Raw genomic sequence first — 20,702 nt, 5'->3', positions numbered from 1 at the left:
AGGAGGTTATTATGAAATTAGCAGTTATTGGTTTAGGTAATATGGGGACAGCTATTTTGAAAGGAATTAGAGAAGCGGGAATTTTTAAAGCAGAGGATATAATTGCCTGTGATAAAAAATTTTCTGATCCTGATAATAAGCCTGATGAAGTTTTTAGGCAGGTCAGGTTTACAGATGATAACCGGAGTGGTGTTAAAGAGGCAGATGTAGTGCTGCTGTCTGTAAAACCGCAAATTATTGAACATGTACTTGAAGAAATAAGTGATTTAAGCAGTGGAAAGCTTTTTATATCTATTGCTGCGGGTATAAAAATAGATTATTTAAAACAGAAGCTTGGTAATGATGCGAAAATTATTAGGGTAATGCCGAATACTCCCGCTTTAATAAATTCAGGTGCAGCTGCTCTTTCTCCTGACAGCAGTATTACCAGTAAAGAGCTTAAAACAGCCAAAAAAATATTCTCTGCTGTGGGAGAAACTGCTGTTATCGAAGAAGAATATATGGATGCTGTTACAGGGCTAAGCGGCAGTGGCCCGGCTTTTATTTATATACTTATTGAAGCAATGTCTGATGCTGGCGTTTTAAATGGTTTAACTAGAGAAACAGCATTAAAACTTGCTGCTCAGACAGTAAAAGGCAGTGCTGAGATGGTGCTTAAAACAGGCAGACATCCAGCGGAGCTTAAAGATATGGTTACTTCTCCTGCAGGTACAACTATTGCCGGTCTTTCTGTACTTGAGGACAGAGCTTTTAGAGCTTCCATTATTAAGGCTGTGAATAGGGCAGTAGAACGGTCAGAAGAGCTGGGGAGCAGTGATTGAGGTGAATAAATTTGACTGAAAAATATAGAAAAATATCGAACTCACCTGAAGAAACATTTAATTTTGGTGTTTTGCTCGGCAGATTTATAGAAAAAGGATTTTTGCTTTTACTGCTGGGTGATTTAGGTAGTGGTAAAACACTGCTTGCAAAAGGGATTGCTGAAGGAGCTGGGTATAAAAACGAAGTTACCAGTCCAACTTTTAGCATAATACAGGAATATAATAGTGGCAGCAAAAATATTATTCATATGGATTTATACAGGCTCAATACTGAAGAAGAGCTGATAGAAATAGGTTTTGAAGAATATCTGGATAAAGATAATATTGTTATTATAGAATGGCCGGAATTAGCTTTTTCTCTTCTTCCGGCTGATTTTGTATTTATTGAGATAAAAAAATTAACTGATAATAAAAGAGAGATAATTATTTTTGGAGAAGGTAAGCAGAAAGAAATTATAATGGAAAGGCTGAATAATAATGCTGATATTAGGAATTGATACATCTACTGAGGTGCTGGGGCTGGCCCTGGCAGATGAAAATAAAATTAAGGCAGAATATAATCTTAGATTGAGGAGGCAGCACAGCGAAAAACTGCTGCCTTTAATTAAAGAAATGTTTGCAGTTTTAGAAATTGAGCCTTCAGAAATTGAGGCTGTGGCCGTTTCGACCGGCCCAGGTTCTTTTACAGGGTTAAGGATAGGTATAACTGCTGCCAAAATAATCTCCAGAATTAATAATATTCCTATAAAAGGTGTTTCTACTCTTGAAATCACAGCATCATCTGTAAAAAACAATGGTATAATTATTCCTTTAATTGATGCGGGAAGAAACAGGTTCTATTTTTCTATCTATCTTAGAGAAGATAATAACCTCAAATTAATATCTGACCCTGAAGCTGCTCAGCTGGACATTATTTCAAAAAAGGCTGCAGCAGTCGGCAGTAAAGATATATATGTGGTAGGAGAAAAAAGCAAAAAAGCAGCTGATATCCTGGCTGCCGAGCTGGATAATAATATTATTTATCCTGGAAGGGAATTTGATTACCCGCAGTCATCTATCCTGGCTGTTTTGGGTCATGAGTACATTGAACAGAAACGTGAAGATGACTTATATAAAATAAAGCCGAAATATTTAAAAAAACCACAGGCAGAAATTAACTGGCTTAAAAAATATGGGAGCCAAAAAAGTGAAAGTTAAAATTTCTAAATTAACTTCTAAAGATTTGGAGGAAATTATAAAAATAGAAAAATCATCATTTGATTCACCGTGGACCAGAAATGCTTTTTTGAGAGATCTTGAACATAATAAAAGAGCTTTTTATCTTAAAATGACTGTTGATAACAATATAGCTGCTTTTATAGGGTGCTGGCTTATTTTAGATGTACTGCACATAGTTAATCTGGCTGTTCTACCTCTTTATAGAAGGCAGGGAATTGCCAGCAGAATACTCGATGAGGCATTGAATTACGGCAGAAGTATTGGTGCAAATAGAGCAACTTTAGAAGTGCGAACAGAAAATACTGCTGCAGTAAATCTGTACAAAAAATTTAATTTTACAGCTGAAGGAGTTAGACTGGATTATTATGGTCCAGGCTGTGATGCACTAATAATGTGGAAGGAGTTAGATTAGAATTGAACTCAGAATATGAATTAAAAAATAAAGATGAAGATATTTACATACTGGCATTTGAAACTTCATGTGATGAGACAGCAGCTGCTGTTAGTAAAAATGGGCTGGAAATACTTTCTAATACTGTTTCGTCACAGGTTGATCTCCACAAAAAATTTGGAGGTGTAGTTCCAGAAATAGCTTCACGGAAACACTTAGAGTTTCTCCTGCCTGTTATTGATGAATCATTAGAAAAAGCACAGCTTTCATTTTCGGACATTGATGCTGTGGCAGCAACCTATGGACCGGGTCTGGTTGGAGGACTTCTGGTAGGGCTTACAGCAGCAAAAACGGTGTCACTTTTTTTAAATATACCTTTAATCGGAGTTAATCATATTGCAGGTCATATTTATGCTAATTTTATTGAAAATCCAGCTATAGAAAAACCTCTTATTTGTTTAACTATTTCTGGTGGACATACAGATCTTCTTTATTTTGAAGACTTAAAAGACTACAAGATTCTTGGGAGGACAAGAGATGATGCTGCCGGGGAGGCTTTTGATAAAATTGCGCGTTTTATGAATCTTGGTTATCCTGGCGGGCCGGCAATAGAAAAAGCAGCCATGAATGGCAATCCTGAAGCTGCTAATTTTCCCAGAGCTATAAGTGATAATGAGAGTTTTGATTTCAGTTTTAGTGGTTTAAAAACAGCAGTAATGAACTATATCAATAACAAAAAACAGAAAAATGAAGAAATAAATAAAGCAGATATAGCCGCGAGCTTTCAGGAAGCTGTGGTTGATAGTTTAAAGATTAAATTGATGCAGGCAGTGGAAAAATACGATATAAAAAGTGTTGTTTTGTCAGGAGGAGTTGCTGCTAATAAGAGGTTGAGAACAGCTGTAAAAAAAGAAATAGAAAAATATGGTTTGGACTTTTACTATCCTCCTCTACAGTTTTGTACGGATAATGCTGCCATGATAGCAGCTGTTGCATATTATCAGTATTTAAACAGAGATTTTTCAGATTTGAGCTTAAGTGCAGATCCTTCTCTTAAATTATAGTATAAAAATTACATTTATGACGAAATCTCTTTTTTATAACTCTAGAAATAATCTTGGGGAATCTTCTTAAATTATTTAGTTTGATCAGTTTTTATAATTTAGAATAACACAATAGAAGGAGGAAAAAGTGAATTACAGCAGAGAAAAACTATTATTTGACACAGTACAGCGTGATAATATTCTTCCCATAACCTCTAAATGCAGCCTGAACTGTATTTTCTGCAGTCATAAAAATAATCCGCCAGAAATTGAAACCTTTTCTTTTGGAGATCTTAGTTTAAAAGTTATTAAACAATTAATAGAATTTATTGATCCTAAAAAACCACTTATTATTGGTGAGTCAGCAACACGCATAATAGAAGGAGAACCCTTTTTACATCCGCAGATCAATACAGTATTAGAGCTGCTTTACAAAAAATATCCGGAGATAAATTTAAAAATAACAACAAACGGTTCTCATATTGGAGATGAAGAACTTTATCAGCTGCAGAGATTTAAAAATCTTGAATTAAATGTTTCTGTTAATGGACCAGATGCTGAAGCCAGAAAAATTTTAATGAATGACAAAAATGCGGAAAATGTATTTATACTTCTTTCAAAGTTAAAAAAATACGGCATATTTTTTCAGGCAAGTATAGTTTCCATGCACCATATTACCGGGCTTGGTTTTATTAAAAAGACCCTGGATAGAATGGAATTATATAGTCCGGAAAGCCTCAGAATTTTTTTGCCCGGATTTAGCAGACATGCACCTGATAATTTAACCTTTAGTGGTAATATCTATAATGAATTAAATGATTTTATAGATAAGATCAGTGAGAATTACAGTTATCCAGTAATTCTTGAACCTCAGATAATAAGTAATCTGGATGCAGTAATAGCAGGGATAATCGATAAATCACCTGCTTATAAAGCCGGTATTAAAAAAGATGATCTAATTGAAGAAATTGATGGAGATAAATCAGAATCAAGGGTAGATGCATTTTATAGAATAAAAAAAGCTGAAAATCCAAATTTAAGGATAGTAAGAGGTAATGAAATAATAAATTTAAAAATTATTAAAAAAGAAGGAGAAAAATCAGGATTGATAATGTCTTATGATATTTCACCTTATATAAAAGAAAAATTTTTGGGATATTTAAAACAGTGCATAAATGTCAGCACTGTTATCATCACTTCAGAGCTTGCATATCCAATGCTGAAATATTTAGTCCATAATAACAGTAAAGATAATTATAAATTAAAACTTGTTAAAGCAAAAAATAAATTTTTTGGAGGTTCTATTATGTCAGCCGGTCTGCTTTTAAATAGTGATATAGTTTCTGTGCTGGAAAAGAACAATTTTTCTTTTAAAAGAATGATTTTGCCGGAAATAATGTATGACTATTACGGTTATGATCTTAGTATGAGTTCTTATACAGAACTTGAAAAAATATATAAATCAAAAATAATATTAATATAAAGAAAATCGAAGAATTTGAAAGCTAAATAGTTAAGAAAGTTATTAATAACCTCTAATAGCGCTGTAGAGTTATTAAAGAGACTTGATTTTAAATTTAGTCTTAGATATTATATCTATAGTGCTTATTAGCACTCGATGCTAATGAGTGCTAATAATTATATAAGAAAAAAAATAAAAGGGGGTTATTTTTGTATGAATATCAAACCTTTAGACAACAGAGTTGCTGTAAAATTTGTGAAAGAAGAAGAAAAAGAAAAAACACAGGGTGGTATTGTTTTACCGGACACAGCCAAAAAGGATGAAAAACCACAAAAAGGTGAAATTGTAGCTGTAGGTAAGAATATAGCACCTGAAGATGAAGAAGCAGAAGTAAAAGTCGGAGACATGGTTGTATTTGATAAGTATGCTGGAACAAAAGTCGAAATTGATGATGAAGAATATATTATTCTTTCAATTGAAGATGTTTTAGCTGTTATTGGATAAACAATTTTGTTTTTTATGGATTGAAAATTAGAAAATAAAGATATTTAACCTATATAGGAGGGATACATAATGGCAAAAGAATTAAGATTTGGCGAAAATGCCCGCCGCAGTTTAGAAAGGGGTGTTACATCTTTAGCAGATGCTGTTAAAGTGACACTTGGACCTAAAGGACGCAATGTTTTACTGGAAAAAAGTTTTGGTGCACCAACAATTACAAATGATGGTGTAAGTATAGCCAAAGAAATAGAATTAAAGAATCATTATGAAAATATGGGTGCGCAAACTGTAAAAGAGGTTGCAACTAAAACAAATGATGTAGCTGGTGATGGAACTACTACTGCAACAGTTCTTGCTGAAGCTATCTTTAAAGAAGGACTAAAAAATGTTGCAGCTGGTGCCAATCCAATGCTGCTCAAAAGAGGTATTCTTAAAGCTGTAGAAAAGTTAACTGATGAAATTGCAAGTTTTGCCAAGCCTGTTGAAGGTAAAGAGGCTGTTTCTCAGATTGCCGCTATTTCTGCAGGTAATGATGAGGAAATAGGACAGCTGATTGCTGAAGCGATGGAAAAAGTTGGGCAGGATGGTGTTATTTCTGTTGAAGAGTCAAAAAGTATGGGAACTTCTTTAGAAGTCGTTGAAGGTATGCAGTTTGACCGTGGATATCTTTCTCCCTATATGGTTACAGACACAGATACAATGGAAGCTTCATTAGAAGATCCATATATTCTCATTACAGATAAGAAGATCAGCAGTATTCAGGATATTCTGCCTCTCTTAGAGCAGGTAGCTCAATCAGGTAAAAGTCTGATGATTATTGCTGAAGATGTTGATGGTGAAGCATTAGCTACATTGGTTGTAAATAAAATTAGAGGAACATTTAACTGTGTAGCTGTTAAAGCTCCTGGCTTTGGTGACCGCCGTAAAGCAATGTTAGAAGATATTGCTGTACTTACTGGTGGTACAGTTATAACAGAGGATCTGGGACTTAAGTTAGAAAATGTAAGTGTAAATGATTTAGGTCAGGCACACAAAGTTACTATTACCAAAGATGATACAACAATTGTTGAAGGTAATGGAGAAAAAGATAAAATTCAGGATAGAATTAATCAGATTAGAAAGCAAATCGAAACAACAACATCAGATTTTGATAAAGAAAAACTGCAGGAACGCCTTGCAAAACTGGCCGGCGGAGTTGCAGTAATTCAGGTAGGTGCTGCTACAGAAACAGAGTTAAAAGAAAAGCAGCATCGAATTGAAGATGCACTTTCTGCAACAAGAGCTGCTGTAGAAGAGGGACTTGTTCCTGGTGGAGGAACAACATATCTGGAAGTAATGTCAGCTCTGGATCAGTTAGATCTTGAAGGTGATGAAGCTACAGGAGTAGATATTGTAAGAGAAGCTCTGGAAGCTCCAATTCGTCTGATTGCTGATAATGCTGGTTTTGAAGGATCGGTTGTTGTAGAAAGAGTTAAAGAAAAGGAAGCAGGAATTGGATTTGACGCCATGAAAGGCGAATATGTAAATATGATTGAAGCTGGTATCATTGATCCTGCTAAAGTAACACGTTCTGCCCTGCAGAATGCTGCCAGTGCAGCTGCTATGCTGTTAACCACTGAATGTCTAGTTGCCGATAAAGGTGATGACGATGACGATAATGGTGGTGGCGGTATGAGAGGCGGCATGCCCGGTGGAATGGGCGGCATGGGTGGAATGGGCGGTATGATGTAAGCCCAAACGCCCCCAATAGTTTAATTTAATATAGATATTTAAAAGGCATGTCTGTTTTTTTACAGATATGCCTTTTTAAAATGTCTAAAAAATTATATCAGATGGTTTATTGTGAATAAAATTTGTGGATTCATAATTTTAGACATCAACAAAATTTAACCTTACTATAATAAAAAAGTCCGAAAGATATTTTGTTCAAAAAGATCCTGCTTGAATAAGAGGATTTTAATATTTAATCTCGAAATATAATATTATAAGAAATATAGTTTTCAGGGGTGCCAAAAGGCTGAGAGATAAATTTCAACCCTTAGAACCTGGTCTGGATAATTCCAGTGTAGGGAAGAATAAAATTTAGCTTCCCATTTGGGGAGCTTTTGTATTTTAATGAAAGGAGTGATATTATGAAATCAGCAGTAGATATTCAGTGTCTTCCTCTGGGAGTTGCAGAAAAAGAAGAATTGTATAAACTGGTTGATATAGCTATAGATATAATAGAAAAATCTGGTCATGATTACACTGTTGCAGCTTTTTCAACTACTATAGAGGGAGAACTGGAAGAAATTTGGAATACTGCCTTAAAAGCTCACAAAGCAGTTCAGAATGCTTCCAGTGGAAATGTTATAAGCTATATAAAGCTTGCTACAGGAAACAATCTTGGTTCAACTACAGAAAAGCTTAAACGGCAAAATGAGGGAAATTAAAAATGATAAAGAAAATTAAAAACCATCTGCCTGTACTTGTTTTCTTCTTCCTGCTTATTTTAGTTTGGGAATTAGCTGTTGCATTTTTTGATATAGAAAGCTGGATACTGCCAGCTCCCCATAGAATAATCAAAGAAATAATTAAAACCAGATCACTTCTTTTAAGACATTCTCTGAGAACACTTTTTGAATCAATAGTAGGGCTGCTTATTTCCTTTATTACAGGAATTATTACAGGTGTCGTTATTTTCCATTTTGATATTTTAAAAAGGACTTTTTATCCATTACTTGTTATTTCTCAGACTGTTCCAATAGTTATTTTAATACCCCTGCTGGTTATCTGGTTTGGATTTGGTATTTTACCAAAAATTTTAATAGTAATACTTGCCTGTTTTTTTCCTGCTGCTGTAAATACAATTGATGGTCTTTCTACAGCAGATAATGATATGATAAGTCTTTTAAAATCAATGGGGGCAACAAATTGGCAGGTATTTACTAAAGTAAGAGTTCCTGCAGCACTACCGATGATTTTTAGCGGCATGAGAATTTCAGCAACATATTCTGTTATGGCGGCAGTAGTAGCAGAGTGGATGGGCAGTGATATGGGTCTGGGTGTATTTATAGTAAGGTCTTCCAATTCTTATCTAACCGCAAGAGTTTTTGCTGGAATAGTGTTTGTATCTTTTTTTTCTATAATATTATTCAAATCTATTGATTTTTTAGAAAAGATTTTAATTCCCTGGAAAGAACAAAAAAGGGAGGAAATTTAAATGAGAAAAATAATTATTTTTACAGCTGTGTTGATGCTTTTACTGTCAGCAAATACTGCTGCAGAAGAGGTTGATTTTCTGCTGGACTGGGTTCCCAATACTAATCATACTGGGCTATTTGTTGCAGAAGAGATGGGATGGTTTGAGCAGGAAAATATTAAGGTTAATTTTATTGAACCAGGAAGTAATATGTCAGTTGAACAAGTTGTTGGTGCCGGAAAAGCAGATTTAGGAATTAGCTTTCAGGAATGGGTAACACCTGCCAGAATAGAAGGAGTACCTATTATATCCATAGCTGCAATTATTCAGCATAACACTTCTGGATTTGCTGTACTTTCTGAAAAAAATGTGGAGACTCCGGCTGATTTAAGTGGTTTAAGATATGGAGGCTGGGGAATGCCAATAGAAAAGGCAATAATAAAATCTCTAGTTGAAGGTTCAGGAGGAGAATTTTCAGAAGTTAAATTTATTAATATTGGGAGTGGGGATCTGCTTGCTATGTTAAACAGCAATAAATTTGACTTTACCTGGATATTTTATGCGGTTGATGGAATTCAGGCAGAAATGAGAGATATTGATATTGATATCTTTATGCTTGAAGATTATCAGGAATTAGTTCCTGATTACTATACACCAGTTATAATTACTTCAGAAAAAATGGCTGCAGAAAAACCTCAGCTTTTGGAGAAATTTATGAAAGCAGTGAGCAGAGGGTACATTTTTGCAGCAGAAAATCCTGATAAAGCTGCAGAAATTTTGTATAAAAAAATTCCAGAAAGCAGCCGAGAATTTATTGTAAAAAGCCAAAACTGGCTGAGTCCACGCTATATAGATGATGCGCCTTACTGGGGTTATCAAAAGCTGGAGATTTGGAAAGAATTTGCTGACTGGATGCTGGAAAATGACTTAATAGATGAAGAATTCAGTGCAGAAAAAGCTTTTACAAATCAATTTTTGCCTGACAGCAAATAGAAAATTTTAAAAATAAACAGTAAATAAAATTAGGAGTTTCCCCAAAATTTATTTTCAAGCTGCAAAAAGGGAGCTTTAGTCATCAACGAAATTTTTAGATTTAGCTAAAACTCAATTCGGGTGTGAAATAGGGCACACTAATCAATGAGTCCTCCTGACTCATGATTAGCTCACTCCATCCTGCAGTTCAACCCTATTTCTTCCTTCATTTCGTTAAGATTCATTGACTAAAAATTTCAATATTCCTGCATCTCCCCTTTTTGCAGCAGTATATAAAAAATGGGGAAAGTCCAGTAAATAAAATAGAGGGTGTCATTATGGAAAAAATGCTGCTTAAAATAGAAAATATTTATTATGATTATAAAGAAAACAATGATTTACTGCCTGTGCTGGCTGAAATAAATATATCTGTTAAAAGAGGAGAATTTATCTGTATAATAGGACCGAGCGGCTGTGGAAAAAGTACCCTCTTTAATATATTAGTTGGTTTAGAAAAACCTGATAAAGGAAGAATATTTCTGAAAGGTGAAGATATAACTGGAACCCGGGGACATATTGCTTATATGCCGCAGAGAGATCTTCTGTTTCCCTGGAGAACTGTAATGGAAAATGTGCTGCTCGGAGTTGAAATAAAAAAAGAAAATCTTCAAAAAGCTTATCAGGAAGCAGAAAAATTAATTCCCCTCTTTGGCCTGAAAGGATTTGAAAATCATTATCCTGATCAACTTTCTGGAGGTATGCGTCAGCGGGCGGCTCTTTTGAGGACAGTGCTAACACATAATGATATTCTAGCCCTGGATGAGCCTTTTGGAGCTCTGGATGCACTGACAAGAACTACCATGCAGGAATGGATTTTATCAATTCAGGAAAAATTGGATAAGACTATTTTATTTATTACTCATGATATTGAAGAAGCAATTCTTTTGGCAGATAGAATTATTATTTTAAACGGGCGTCCAGGGCGAATAACTGACAAATTAAAGATTGACCTTCAACCTCCCCGCTGCAGAACCGATAAAGTATTTGTCGATTACCGAGAAAAACTGCTGGAACGTTTGTCTGCAGAAGATGATTTTAATAAAAATACGGAAACTTCTCGAAGAGAGTAAAACATTGAGTTTTTTCCTTTAAAATGGTATAATAATTAATGATAAAGTTAAAAATAAATATGCTGAGGTTTGGTGATATCATGATAAACAATTATCAGATTTATATAATATCTGATTCAATAGGAGATACAGCAGAACAGGTTGCAAGAGCTGCAGCCGAACAATTTAGAGACATTGATTATGAAATAAAAAAATACCCCTATGTAGAAAGCAGAGAATCAATAGATGATATTATTGTTGAAGTTAAAAATAGTAAATCTATTGTAATATTCACTATGGTAAATGACGATATTTATGAATATTTAATAAAGGTTTGTTCTGAAGAAGATATACCATATATTGATATCATGACTCCTGCTTTAAAAGTTTTTAGTGAATTTCTCAACAGTGACCCGATTCGCCAGCCTGGACTGATTAGAGAACTGGATGAAAATTATTTCAAACGAGTTGAAGCAGTAGAATTTGCAGTAAAATATGATGATGGTAAAGATCCAAGAGGGATATTAAAGGCAGATATTGTTTTAATCGGTGTTTCCCGTTCCTCAAAAACACCACTCAGCATGTATCTTGCTCACAAAAACTATAAAGTAGTAAATATTCCCCTGGTTAAAGATGCAAAAGTTCCTGAGCAAATATTTCAAATTCCCAAGAAAAAAATTGTTGGTTTAACGATAGACCCAGTTGATTTAATTGAAATACGCAAAGAACGGATAAAGGTTTTAGGACTGGACAACAGTGTAGATTATGTTTCACTGGAAAAAATAATGGAAGAATTAAATTATGCAGAAAACGTAATGAAGAGAATTGGATGTCCAGTTATTGATATGACTACAAAAGCTGTGGAAGAAGCAGCAAGTATTATTATTGATATTGTCAATGACTTGAATTAATTAAAGGAGGGGTTTTGTTGAAAAAGTATATCTATTCTTTTGAAGAAGGCAAAAAGGAAATGAAGTCATTATTAGGTGGTAAAGGTGCAAATCTGGCGGAGATGACCAATATAGGATTACCTGTACCCCCAGGTTTTACAATAACCACTGAGGCCTGTATAAGATATCTTGAAATGGATGAAACTCTGGAGGAAAGTATAAAAGAAGGTATCTTTGAACACATGAAAGAACTTGAAGAAAAGATCGGTAAGAATTTTGGTGATCTAGAAGACCCCTTACTGGTATCCGTTAGATCCGGTGCCGTAATTTCTATGCCCGGTATGATGGATACAGTGCTCAACCTCGGCCTTAATGATAAGAGTGTTGAAGCACTGGCAGAAAGAACAAATAATCCGAGATTTGCTTATGACAGCTACAGAAGATTGATTCAGATGTTTGGTAATGTTGTGCTGGGAATACCGGGTTATCAGTTTGATAATTTTCTGGAAAAGAAAAAAGAGAAGAATGGATATGACAATGATACTGAACTGACAGTAGAAGATTTAAAAGATATAATTGATGATTATAAGAAATTAATTAAAAAGAAAACTAACATAGAGTTTCCACAGGACCCAAATGAACAGCTCTTAATGGCAGTAAAAGCTGTTTTTAGTTCCTGGAATAATTCTCGTGCAATATCATATAGAAACATTAATGATATTCCACACGATTTAGGAACAGCTGTTAATATTCAGGCAATGGTTTTTGGTAATATTGGAGAAAACTCTGGAACCGGAGTTGCATTTACCAGAAATCCTGCTACAGGGGAAAATAAAGTATTTGGAGAATTTTTGCTTAATGCTCAGGGAGAAGATGTTGTTGCTGGTATAAGGACTCCAAAAGACATTAGTGAGTTAAAAGAACTGATGCCTGAAGTATATGAAGAATTTATGGATGTTACTGAGACATTAGAACAGCATTATAAGGATATGCAGGATATAGAGTTTACTATTCAGGAAGGTAATTTATTCCTCCTGCAGACAAGAACAGGAAAACGTACTGCAGATGCTGCAGTTAACATAGCCGTAGATATGGAAGAAGAAGGCTTGATTGATAAAGAGACAGCTATAATGAGGATAGATCCTGAAGATATTAGCCAGCTTTTACATCCTAACTTTAAAGATGAAGAACTAGAAAAAGCTGATATACTTGCAAAAGGACTGGCAGCTTCACCTGGAGCAGCAACAGGTAAAGTATATTTTACTTCTGAAGAAGCAGCAGAAGCAGCAGAAGATGGAGAAAAAGTAATTTTAGTACGTAAGGAGACTTCACCTGAAGATATAGAAGGAATGGTTAAGGCTGAGGGTATTCTTACATCACGTGGTGGAATGACCTCACACGCAGCTGTTGTAGCTCGTGGAATGGGCAAATGCTGTGTAGCTGGTGCCGGTGAAATAAAGGTAGATGAAGCAAATAAGCAGTTTACTGTTGATGATAGAGTCTTTAAAGAAGGAGATTTTGTTTCTCTTAACGGAACTACTGGAGAGGTTTACGCTGGAATCGTGGAAACAACCGATGCATTTTTAACAGAAAACTTTAAGATACTGATGGAATGGTCAGATGAATACAGAAAACTTGGTGTCTGGACAAATGCTGATACTCCACATGATGCTGAAGTAGCTTTAGATTTTGGAGCAGAAGGTATAGGCCTCTGTCGGACAGAGCATATGTTCTTTGACAGTGAAAGAATTATGGCTGTAAGAGAAATGATTGTTTCCAGCAGTAAAAGTAAGAGAATGAAAGCACTGGATAAATTATTCCCGTATCAAAAAGAAGATTTTAAAGGTATATTTAAAGTAATGAAAGATTTAAATGTTACTATCCGTCTGCTGGATCCACCTCTACATGAATTTTTGCCCAACACTGAGAAAGATATAAAAGCTCTGGCAAAAGAATTAAGTATTACTGCAGATGAGCTGAAGAGAACAGTAGAAGATCTAAAAGAAATGAATCCAATGCTCGGTCACAGAGGATGTCGTTTGGGTATAACTTATCCAGAAATTTATGAAATGCAGGTTAGAGCAATTATATCTGCTGCTGTAGAAGTTAAACAGGAAGAAGGATATGATGTTAAACCTGATATTATGATCCCACTTATTGGTACTGAAAAAGAGCTGGTTATTTTAAGAAAAATGGCAGTAGAGATTGCTGAAGAGCTAATCTCTGAAGCAGGAGTTGATATAAATTACTCAGTTGGTACAATGATAGAAGTGCCGCGAGCTGCCCTGCTTGCTGATAAAATAGCAAAACATGCAGATTTCTTCTCCTTTGGAACTAATGATCTTACTCAAATGACGTTTGGATTTTCTCGTGATGATGCTGGTAAATTTATAGGTGAATATGTAGATGAAGAGATATTACCCAAAGATCCTTTTTCTGTTCTTGATCAGGAAGGTGTAGGTAAGTTAATGGAAATGGCTGTTAAGATGGGAAGAAAAAGCAATAAGGATCTTAAAGTAGGTATCTGTGGAGAACATGGTGGTGAGCCAGCTTCTATAGATTTCTGCCATAGAACAGGTCTAAATTATGTTTCCTGTTCACCTTATAGAGTTCCTATTGCCCGACTTGCAGCTGCTCAATCAGCTATAGATAATGAGTAATTTTTGAGAATAAAAAAAGATTAATTTTAAAAACTCTTCAGGTGAAGGAGAGATTCCTTGATTCCTTATCTGAAGAGTTTTTTCTTGACAATTAACTATAATTGACTGTATACTTTAAAAAATACTTTAGTTAAAAAAAGCAGGAAAGTAAAAAGAGTTGGAAAGGAGATTTGAATGGAATACAATAAAATACTTATTCTCGATTTTGGCGGGCAGTACAGTCAGCTTATTGCACGTCGAGTGAGAGAATTTAATGTTTATTCTGTAATTAAACCACATGATATTGCTTTAGATGAAATAAAAGAAATAAATCCAGATGGAATAATTTTTTCTGGAGGTCCGGATAGTGTTACATCAGAAGGTGCACCTGGTGTAAACAGCGCTGTATTTGAGCTGGGAATTCCTATTTTGGGAATCTGTTATGGTATGCAGCTTATGGCTCAGCTGCTTGAAGGGGGAGTTGTAGAAAAGGCCGAACATGGTGAATATGGAAAAGCTGAATTAGAAATTTTTACTAATAAAAGTCTTTTTGATGGGCTGGATAATAAAAAACAGGTCTGGATGAGCCATGGAGACCACGTACAGAAAGTACCCGAAGGTTTTGAAATTATTGGCAGAACAGATCTGACTCCAGTAGCAGCAATGTCAGATAATGAGAGAGATTTTTATGGTGTTCAGTTTCATCCAGAAGTACTACATACTGTACAGGGAAAAACTATTCTTCATAATTTTCTTTTTAAAATTTGTAAGGTTAGAGCCAGCTGGAATATGGCGGATTATATAAATGAAGAAGTGGATAGAATTCAGAATCAGGTTGGAACAGGCAGAGTAATTTGCGGTCTTTCTGGTGGGGTAGATTCTGCTGTAGCTTCTGCAATCGTGCATAAAGCTATTGGGGATCAGTTGACCTGTATTTTTGTTGATCATGGACTGCTGCGTAAAGGGGAAGCAGAACAGGTGAGGAGAACTTTTGGTGAAGAGTTTAATATACCATTAGTATATGTGGATGCACGAGAGAGATTTTTAAACCGACTCATCGGTGTAAGTGATCCAGAAACAAAAAGAAAAATTATTGGAAACGAATTTATCCGTGTATTTGAAGAAGAAGCATCTAAACTTGAAGATGTGAAATACCTTGTTCAGGGAACAATTTATTCTGATGTTATAGAAAGTGGTACAGATAAGGCTGCTACAATAAAAAGCCACCATAATGTTGGGGGACTGCCTGAAGATATGGAATTTGATCTGGTAGAACCACTGCGCTTTTTGTTTAAGGATGAGGTAAGGAAAATTGGTGAGGTAGTTGGACTTCCGGAAGAAATCGTCTGGAGGCAGCCATTTCCAGGCCCGGGACTTGCTATCAGAATAATTGGAGAAATAGATGAAGCAAAATTAAAAATCCTAAGAGATGCAGATGCTGTAATACAGGAAGAAATTAAAGAAGCAGGTTTATATAAAGAAATATGGCAGTCCTTTGCTGTTCTTCCGGATTTGCGGAGTGTTGGTGTTATGGGGGATGAGAGAACCTATGGCTATCCAGTGATTCTTAGAGCTGTGACAAGTGATGATGCTATGACAGCTGACTGGGCGAAATTACCTTATGATTTACTGCAGTCTATATCAGTTAAAATAGTAAATCAGGTAAAAGAAGTAAATCGGGTTGTATATGATATTACTTCTAAACCCCCTGGAACTATCGAATGGGAGTAAATAAAAGAAAAGGGGTGTAGTACTTGTCTAAAGAGATTAGAGATAGATTTACAGAACAGTTATTTAAAGCTGTATTAAAGCTGGAAAATGTAGATGAATGTTATCGTTTTTTTTGTGATATTGCTACAATTGGTGAAATAAAAGCTTTGGGACAGCGGCTAGAGGTAGCTCGAATGTTAAAAAACGGGTATACCTATGACCATATTGTTGAGGAGACAGGAGTAAGTACTGCAACAATAAGTCGGGTAAAACGTTCTTTAGAATATGGAGAAGATGGATATAATTTAATTTTAAATCGACTTGAAAGTGAATAAATTATGCTCCCTGCAGATGTGTTTCAGCATATCAGTCTGCAGGGAATTTTTAATTTTAAATAAATAAGATCTGCTTCTGCTGTTTACACAAATTGAGGCAAATATATATGCTTTAAAATAGAATTATAAAAAATAAAGGATTTGTATTAATAATATAGAATATTATTGATGGACTATGGTAAAGAATAGTTAAAATCTGGAGGGTATTAATCGTATGAACAGCCAAAAATATGATGTAATAATTATTGGTGCTGGTCCAACAGGAATATTTACTGCAATTGAATTTGTAAAAAAAGAAAAAAATATTGATATTCTAATTTTAGAAAAAGGTACAGATCTTGAACACAGAGTTTGTCCAATGAAAGAAAATCCTGGCACTGGATGTGTCAATTGTCCCAGCTGCGCAGTCGTTTCAGGCTGGGGAGGAGCTGGAGCTTTTAGTGATGGAAAACTGTCCCTTTCACCAAGAATTGGCGGTAATCTAGAAAAATATATTGGAGAAAAATCATTAATTGAACATATAGAATATGCTGATGATATTTATATGGAATTTGGTGCACCAGAAAGAGTTTTTGGAGTTAAAGGAGATAAATTAGATGAAATAAAGAAAAAGGCTATTAAATCAAGCCTTAAATTTATACCGGCTAAACTGCGTCATCTTGGAACAGGTTACAGTAAAGTAGTACTGCAGAATATGCAGGACTATCTTGCCAGTAAAGGAGTAGAAATTAGATTTGGAGAAAATGTTAAAAAAATTATTACAGAAAAAAATGAAATAAAAGGAGTGAAAACTGCATCCGGAAAAGTAATTTATGCAGATTTTGTTGTTGTAGGAGCTGGGAGAGAAAATGCAGAATGGCTGAGCAGTGAAGCGAAAAAAATGGGCATAAATACGGCTATAAATCCAGTTGACATAGGTGTGCGGGTTGAATGTCCTGCTGTCATAACAGAATATCTAACCGATAATATTTATGAATCAAAATTAATATATCAGACACCTACTTTTGATGATAAAGTGAGGACTTTCTGTATGTCTCCTTATGGAGAAGTAGTCAGTGAAAATAATCAGGGGCTTATTACAGTTAACGGACACAGTCATTCTGATATAAAAACTGAAAATACAAATTTTGCTCTGCTTGTTAGTAAAACATTTACTGAACCATTTCATGAACCTATTACATATGGTAAAGATATAGCAAAGCTTGCAAATCTGCTGGCAGGAGGTGTTCTGGTTCAGAGACTGGGGGACCTGCTGCAGGGCCGGAGATCTACCAGTACACGGCTGGCCAGGAGTATAGTTGATCCCACTCTTAAAGGCGCTACTCCAGGGGATCTGTCACTTGTTCTGCCGCACAGACATTTAACCGGAATTATGGAAATGCTTGAAGCTCTGGATAACCTTGCTCCAGGTCTTTATTCCCGAGATACTCTTCTTTATGGTGTTGAAGTGAAATTTTATTCTTCCAGACTTGAAGTAGATCAAAATCTGGAAACAAAAATTAAAAATTTTTATACCGGTGGTGATGGAGCAGGCATTACAAGAGGTTTAATGCAGGCATCTGTATCTGGTATTGTTATTGCAGATTCAATTATAAAAAAATTATAAGCACTATTATAACCACTATAAGTATAAAAAAATATTTTTAGCAGAATAAATACTAAAAACCGACCTGATCAGGTCGGTTTTGTTCTTAAAGTATATAAAATGAAATGGTCTGGCTGCGGGGATTTGAACCCCGGACCTCTTCGTCCCGAACGAAGCGCGCTACCAAGCTGCGCCACAGCCAGTTAATTATCAACAAAAAATATTATAGCACAATAAAGTTAATAAGTAAAGTTCCAGCAGTGATAAATTTTTAAATTGCAATTTTATTAAAAAATGGTAAAAATGAATTTCTGCTAAATTTAATTGTGATTTAGGGGGAGGTTCATTAAGATATCTTTTCTAAGATGCTGTTTTTAACTTCTGCAAAGGCTGTTTTAACTTTAGATGCATCACCACCACCCCCCTGTGCAGTAAGGCTGCTGCCTCCACCTCCTCCACCAGTTATTTCCAGTGCCTGATTCAGTATCTGCTGCATATTAAGGCTGTTAATATTTTTGGAGCGGCTAAAAATAAATCTGCATATTCCATTTATATTAAGAGAAGAGATAAATACAACATCTTTGTTTTTAGTTAGCTCTGAAGCTAAGTATGAGAGTTCATTTTGTGTAATGATTTTTTGGTCGGAAAATATTTTAGAAATAAATTTAATTCCTGCATAATCCTCACTTTCACTGAGCAGTTTTTCTGCTAAAAATTTAAGAAGTCTATTTTTAATAAATTTTTTTTCCTTCTGCAGATTTTTATTTTCTGTCAGCAATTTATTTACTCGTTTAGTAATTTGTTCTTCAGGTACAGATAAAATTTCAACTGTTTTTTGAAGAATTTTTTCTTTTTTAGCATAATTTTTTAAAGCTCTTATACCACAGGAAAAATGTATTCTCAATCCATTTTTATAGTTTTCAAATTCATTGATCTTTATAATTCCTACTTCTGCTGTAGTTTCTGGATGTGTCCCTCCACAGGGAGAAAAATCATAATTACCCACTGCTATAATTCTAATGTTATCTGAAACAGAGGGTTTTTTTCTCAGAGGCATATTTTTTAATTCTTCTTCTCCTGGATAAATTTTTTTTACATCCAGATTACTGTAAATTATATCATTTGCTATTTTTTCTGTTTTTTCAATCTGTGCAGGATTGAGAACTTTATCTATATCAATTGTTAGATTGTTTTCACTGAGGTGAAAGCCAACGGTTCTGGCAGAAAAATTTTTGTATAGGACAGCAGATAAAAGGTGCTGACCTAAATGCTGCTGCATCATTTCCAGGCGAAATTTTTTGTTAATTACACCTTTAATTAAATTTGTATCAGGCATTTTTGTTATTACATGAAATATTTTGTCTTTTTCAGTATAAATTTCTTTTACCTCAATATCATTTATAGTGCCTTTATCTGCGGGTTGTCCACCACCTCCAGGATAAAATGCTGTTTGATCAAGTAAAAGATGAAAAAAATTATCTTTTTCTTTAATATCCAGTATTTTTGCCTGAAATTCAGTAAGATATGGATTTTGATAATAAAGTTTTTTTGTCATTTTATTTGCTCCTATTTTAAACCTATTTTTATATACTGCTTCAACAGTAGGTCTATCCAGATTTAATGTATATTATAAAAGGAGTTCAACATTTTTGCAACTCTAAAAATAATAATATCTGCATTTTTGTAAAATATTAACTTGCTATTAATAAAAAATTGAAGTAAACTATAGTTAATTACTAAAGATAATTTTTTAGATTTGACGTAACGTAATTTAAAACAGGAGGAGATAGTATGAAATTGAATGTAGGAGACAAAATTCCAGAATTTAAGTTAAATGATCAAAATGGTGAGGAAGTAAGTCTATCTGATTTTAAAGGAACTAATGTTCTTCTTTCTTTTCATCCACTGGCCTGGACAGGTGTCTGCACCAAGCAGATGAAGGCACTTGAGAAAAATTATGATAAGTTTGCAGAAAATAATACAGCTGCAGTTGGTTTAAGTGTTGATCCTGTTCCATCTAAAAAAGCCTGGGCTGGAGATATGGGACTTGAAAAACTAAAGATACTGTCAGATTTCTGGCCGCATGGTGGGTTTGCTGATCAGCTGGGAATATTTATTGAAGAAAAAGGAATTTCAGGTCGGGTAAATATTTTGGTAGATGACAGTGGTGAGATTCTCTGGTTTAAGGTTTATGATATACCTGAACTTCCTGATATTGAGGAAGTTATAGCTGCAGTTGAAGACAATAGTTAAAGATAATTCTTTGTAGTACAAATACGAATATTGAAATATAATAATATAGTTTTTAAAGATAATACTGATCTTATGGATACTTCCAAAGTGGACAGCCTAATTAATTAGGCTGTCTATTTGGAGGTATTTTTTTTAAAAGAGAATATCTTCCAAATTTAATTTTAATTTCTGGGTAATAAGGTCACTTAAGAATAAACATGTATAAATTTCATTTATTACGAATTTTTTTATAACTTTAAAAATAATTTAGGGAGAACTCCTTATGTAATTAAGGAGTTTCCCCAAAATTTATTTTCAAGCTGCAAAAAGGGGGCTTTAGTCATCAACGAAATTTTTAGATTTATCTAAAACTCAATTCGGGTGTGAAATAGGGCACACTAATCAATGAGTCCTCCTGACTCATGATTAGCTCACTCCATCCTGCAGTTCAACCCTGTTTCTTCCTTCATTTCGTTAAGATTCATTGACTAAAAATTTCAATATTCCTGCATCTCCCCTTTTTGCAGCAGTATATAAAAAATGGGGAAAGTCTATTTATGTAATTAGCTTGACAGTCCATTTACAAGGGGTTAAAATTAACTTAAATGAAAAG

General features: G+C 34.6%; 19 protein-coding genes, 1 tRNA gene and 1 riboswitch. Of the genes, 18 read left to right on the top strand and 2 right to left on the bottom strand.

The annotated features are described in order from the left end of the window. Window positions 1–11: 11 nt before the first annotated feature. The 17 genes from proC to DFR78_RS04335 all read left to right on the top strand — a co-directional run bounded on the left by proC (window position 12) and on the right by DFR78_RS04335 (window position 17,878). Complete coding sequence (proC, locus tag DFR78_RS04415; RefSeq protein WP_114457632.1) at window positions 12–821, top strand: pyrroline-5-carboxylate reductase; 810 nt, start codon at window positions 12–14, stop codon at window positions 819–821. Window positions 822–832: 11 nt separating this feature from the next. After that, window positions 833–1,318, top strand: coding sequence for a tRNA (adenosine(37)-N6)-threonylcarbamoyltransferase complex ATPase subunit type 1 TsaE (gene tsaE / locus DFR78_RS04410; protein WP_114457631.1), 486 nt, complete (start codon window positions 833–835; stop codon window positions 1,316–1,318). Next, window positions 1,299–2,018 carry a tRNA (adenosine(37)-N6)-threonylcarbamoyltransferase complex dimerization subunit type 1 TsaB gene (gene tsaB, locus DFR78_RS04405; protein WP_114457630.1) on the top strand — a complete coding sequence of 240 codons (720 nt, stop codon included), beginning with the start codon at window positions 1,299–1,301 and terminating at the stop codon, window positions 2,016–2,018. The genes tsaE and tsaB overlap by 20 nt, the downstream gene beginning before the upstream one ends. Beyond that, the gene (rimI, locus tag DFR78_RS04400; protein ID WP_158531710.1) at window positions 2,008–2,451 is read left to right on the top strand and encodes a ribosomal protein S18-alanine N-acetyltransferase; all 444 of its coding nucleotides are present in this window, start codon (window positions 2,008–2,010) and stop codon (window positions 2,449–2,451) included. The genes tsaB and rimI overlap by 11 nt, the downstream gene beginning before the upstream one ends. A 2-nt stretch (window positions 2,452–2,453) precedes the next feature. Next, entirely contained in the window at window positions 2,454–3,494 is a 1,041-nt protein-coding gene (tsaD, locus tag DFR78_RS04395; RefSeq protein WP_114457628.1) for a tRNA (adenosine(37)-N6)-threonylcarbamoyltransferase complex transferase subunit TsaD, read from the top strand. 127 nt (window positions 3,495–3,621) lie between these two features. Continuing rightward, on the top strand, window positions 3,622–4,956 hold the full coding sequence (locus DFR78_RS04390; RefSeq protein ID WP_114457627.1) for a DUF512 domain-containing protein: 1,335 nt from the start codon (window positions 3,622–3,624) through the stop codon (window positions 4,954–4,956). Window positions 4,957–5,148: 192 nt separating this feature from the next. Next, the gene (locus DFR78_RS04385; RefSeq protein WP_114457626.1) at window positions 5,149–5,439 is read left to right on the top strand and encodes a co-chaperone GroES; all 291 of its coding nucleotides are present in this window, start codon (window positions 5,149–5,151) and stop codon (window positions 5,437–5,439) included. A 69-nt stretch (window positions 5,440–5,508) separates the two neighbouring features. Then, window positions 5,509–7,167: a chaperonin GroEL gene (gene groL, locus DFR78_RS04380; RefSeq protein WP_114457625.1), complete on the top strand. Its 1,659-nt coding sequence runs from the start codon at window positions 5,509–5,511 to the stop codon at window positions 7,165–7,167. A 261-nt stretch (window positions 7,168–7,428) separates the two neighbouring features. Further along, a riboswitch (TPP riboswitch) is annotated at window positions 7,429–7,526 on the top strand. A 42-nt stretch (window positions 7,527–7,568) separates the two neighbouring features. Then, window positions 7,569–7,868: a thiamine-binding protein gene (locus DFR78_RS04375; RefSeq protein ID WP_114457624.1), complete on the top strand. Its 300-nt coding sequence runs from the start codon at window positions 7,569–7,571 to the stop codon at window positions 7,866–7,868. Window positions 7,869–7,870: 2 nt separating this feature from the next. Further along, window positions 7,871–8,638 (top strand): ABC transporter permease, encoded by a 768-nt coding sequence (locus tag DFR78_RS04370; RefSeq protein WP_114457623.1) that lies wholly within the window; start codon window positions 7,871–7,873, stop codon window positions 8,636–8,638. After that, a complete protein-coding gene (locus DFR78_RS04365) occupies window positions 8,639–9,610 on the top strand; it encodes an ABC transporter substrate-binding protein (protein ID WP_114457622.1) in 972 nt (323 codons plus the stop codon). Between the two features lie 317 nt (window positions 9,611–9,927). Next, on the top strand, window positions 9,928–10,719 hold the full coding sequence (locus DFR78_RS04360; RefSeq protein WP_114457621.1) for an ABC transporter ATP-binding protein: 792 nt from the start codon (window positions 9,928–9,930) through the stop codon (window positions 10,717–10,719). Between the two features lie 80 nt (window positions 10,720–10,799). Beyond that, window positions 10,800–11,609 (top strand): pyruvate, water dikinase regulatory protein, encoded by an 810-nt coding sequence (locus tag DFR78_RS04355; protein ID WP_114457695.1) that lies wholly within the window; start codon window positions 10,800–10,802, stop codon window positions 11,607–11,609. A 14-nt stretch (window positions 11,610–11,623) separates the two neighbouring features. Beyond that, window positions 11,624–14,248 (top strand): pyruvate, phosphate dikinase, encoded by a 2,625-nt coding sequence (gene ppdK, locus DFR78_RS04350; RefSeq protein WP_369834906.1) that lies wholly within the window; start codon window positions 11,624–11,626, stop codon window positions 14,246–14,248. Between the two features lie 174 nt (window positions 14,249–14,422). After that, a complete protein-coding gene (guaA, locus tag DFR78_RS04345; RefSeq protein ID WP_114457619.1) occupies window positions 14,423–15,958 on the top strand; it encodes a glutamine-hydrolyzing GMP synthase in 1,536 nt (511 codons plus the stop codon). A 23-nt stretch (window positions 15,959–15,981) separates the two neighbouring features. Beyond that, window positions 15,982–16,272: a YerC/YecD family TrpR-related protein gene (locus DFR78_RS04340; protein ID WP_114457618.1), complete on the top strand. Its 291-nt coding sequence runs from the start codon at window positions 15,982–15,984 to the stop codon at window positions 16,270–16,272. A gap of 214 nt (window positions 16,273–16,486) precedes the next feature. Next, window positions 16,487–17,878, top strand: a complete 1,392-nt coding sequence (locus DFR78_RS04335; RefSeq protein ID WP_114457617.1) for an NAD(P)/FAD-dependent oxidoreductase — start codon at window positions 16,487–16,489, stop codon at window positions 17,876–17,878. 105 nt (window positions 17,879–17,983) lie between these two features. Here DFR78_RS04335 and DFR78_RS04330 read toward each other — a convergent pair. Both DFR78_RS04330 and DFR78_RS04325 read right to left on the bottom strand, forming a co-directional pair. Next, window positions 17,984–18,060, bottom strand: a tRNA-Pro gene (locus tag DFR78_RS04330). 143 nt (window positions 18,061–18,203) lie between these two features. Then, window positions 18,204–19,412, bottom strand: coding sequence for a DHHA1 domain-containing protein (locus DFR78_RS04325; protein ID WP_114457616.1), 1,209 nt, complete (start codon window positions 19,410–19,412; stop codon window positions 18,204–18,206). Between the two features lie 236 nt (window positions 19,413–19,648). On the opposite strand from DFR78_RS04325, the gene DFR78_RS04320 reads away from it, so the two are divergent. Beyond that, complete coding sequence (locus tag DFR78_RS04320; RefSeq protein ID WP_114457615.1) at window positions 19,649–20,110, top strand: peroxiredoxin; 462 nt, start codon at window positions 19,649–19,651, stop codon at window positions 20,108–20,110. Window positions 20,111–20,702: the final 592 nt, after the last annotated feature.

Origin of the sequence: Halanaerobium sp. MA284_MarDTE_T2, assembly GCF_003337245.1 — a bacterium.
Taxonomy (GTDB): Bacteria; Bacillota; Halanaerobiia; order Halanaerobiales; family Halanaerobiaceae; genus QPJE01.
This window is presented reverse-complemented; position numbering and strand designations above follow the sequence as displayed.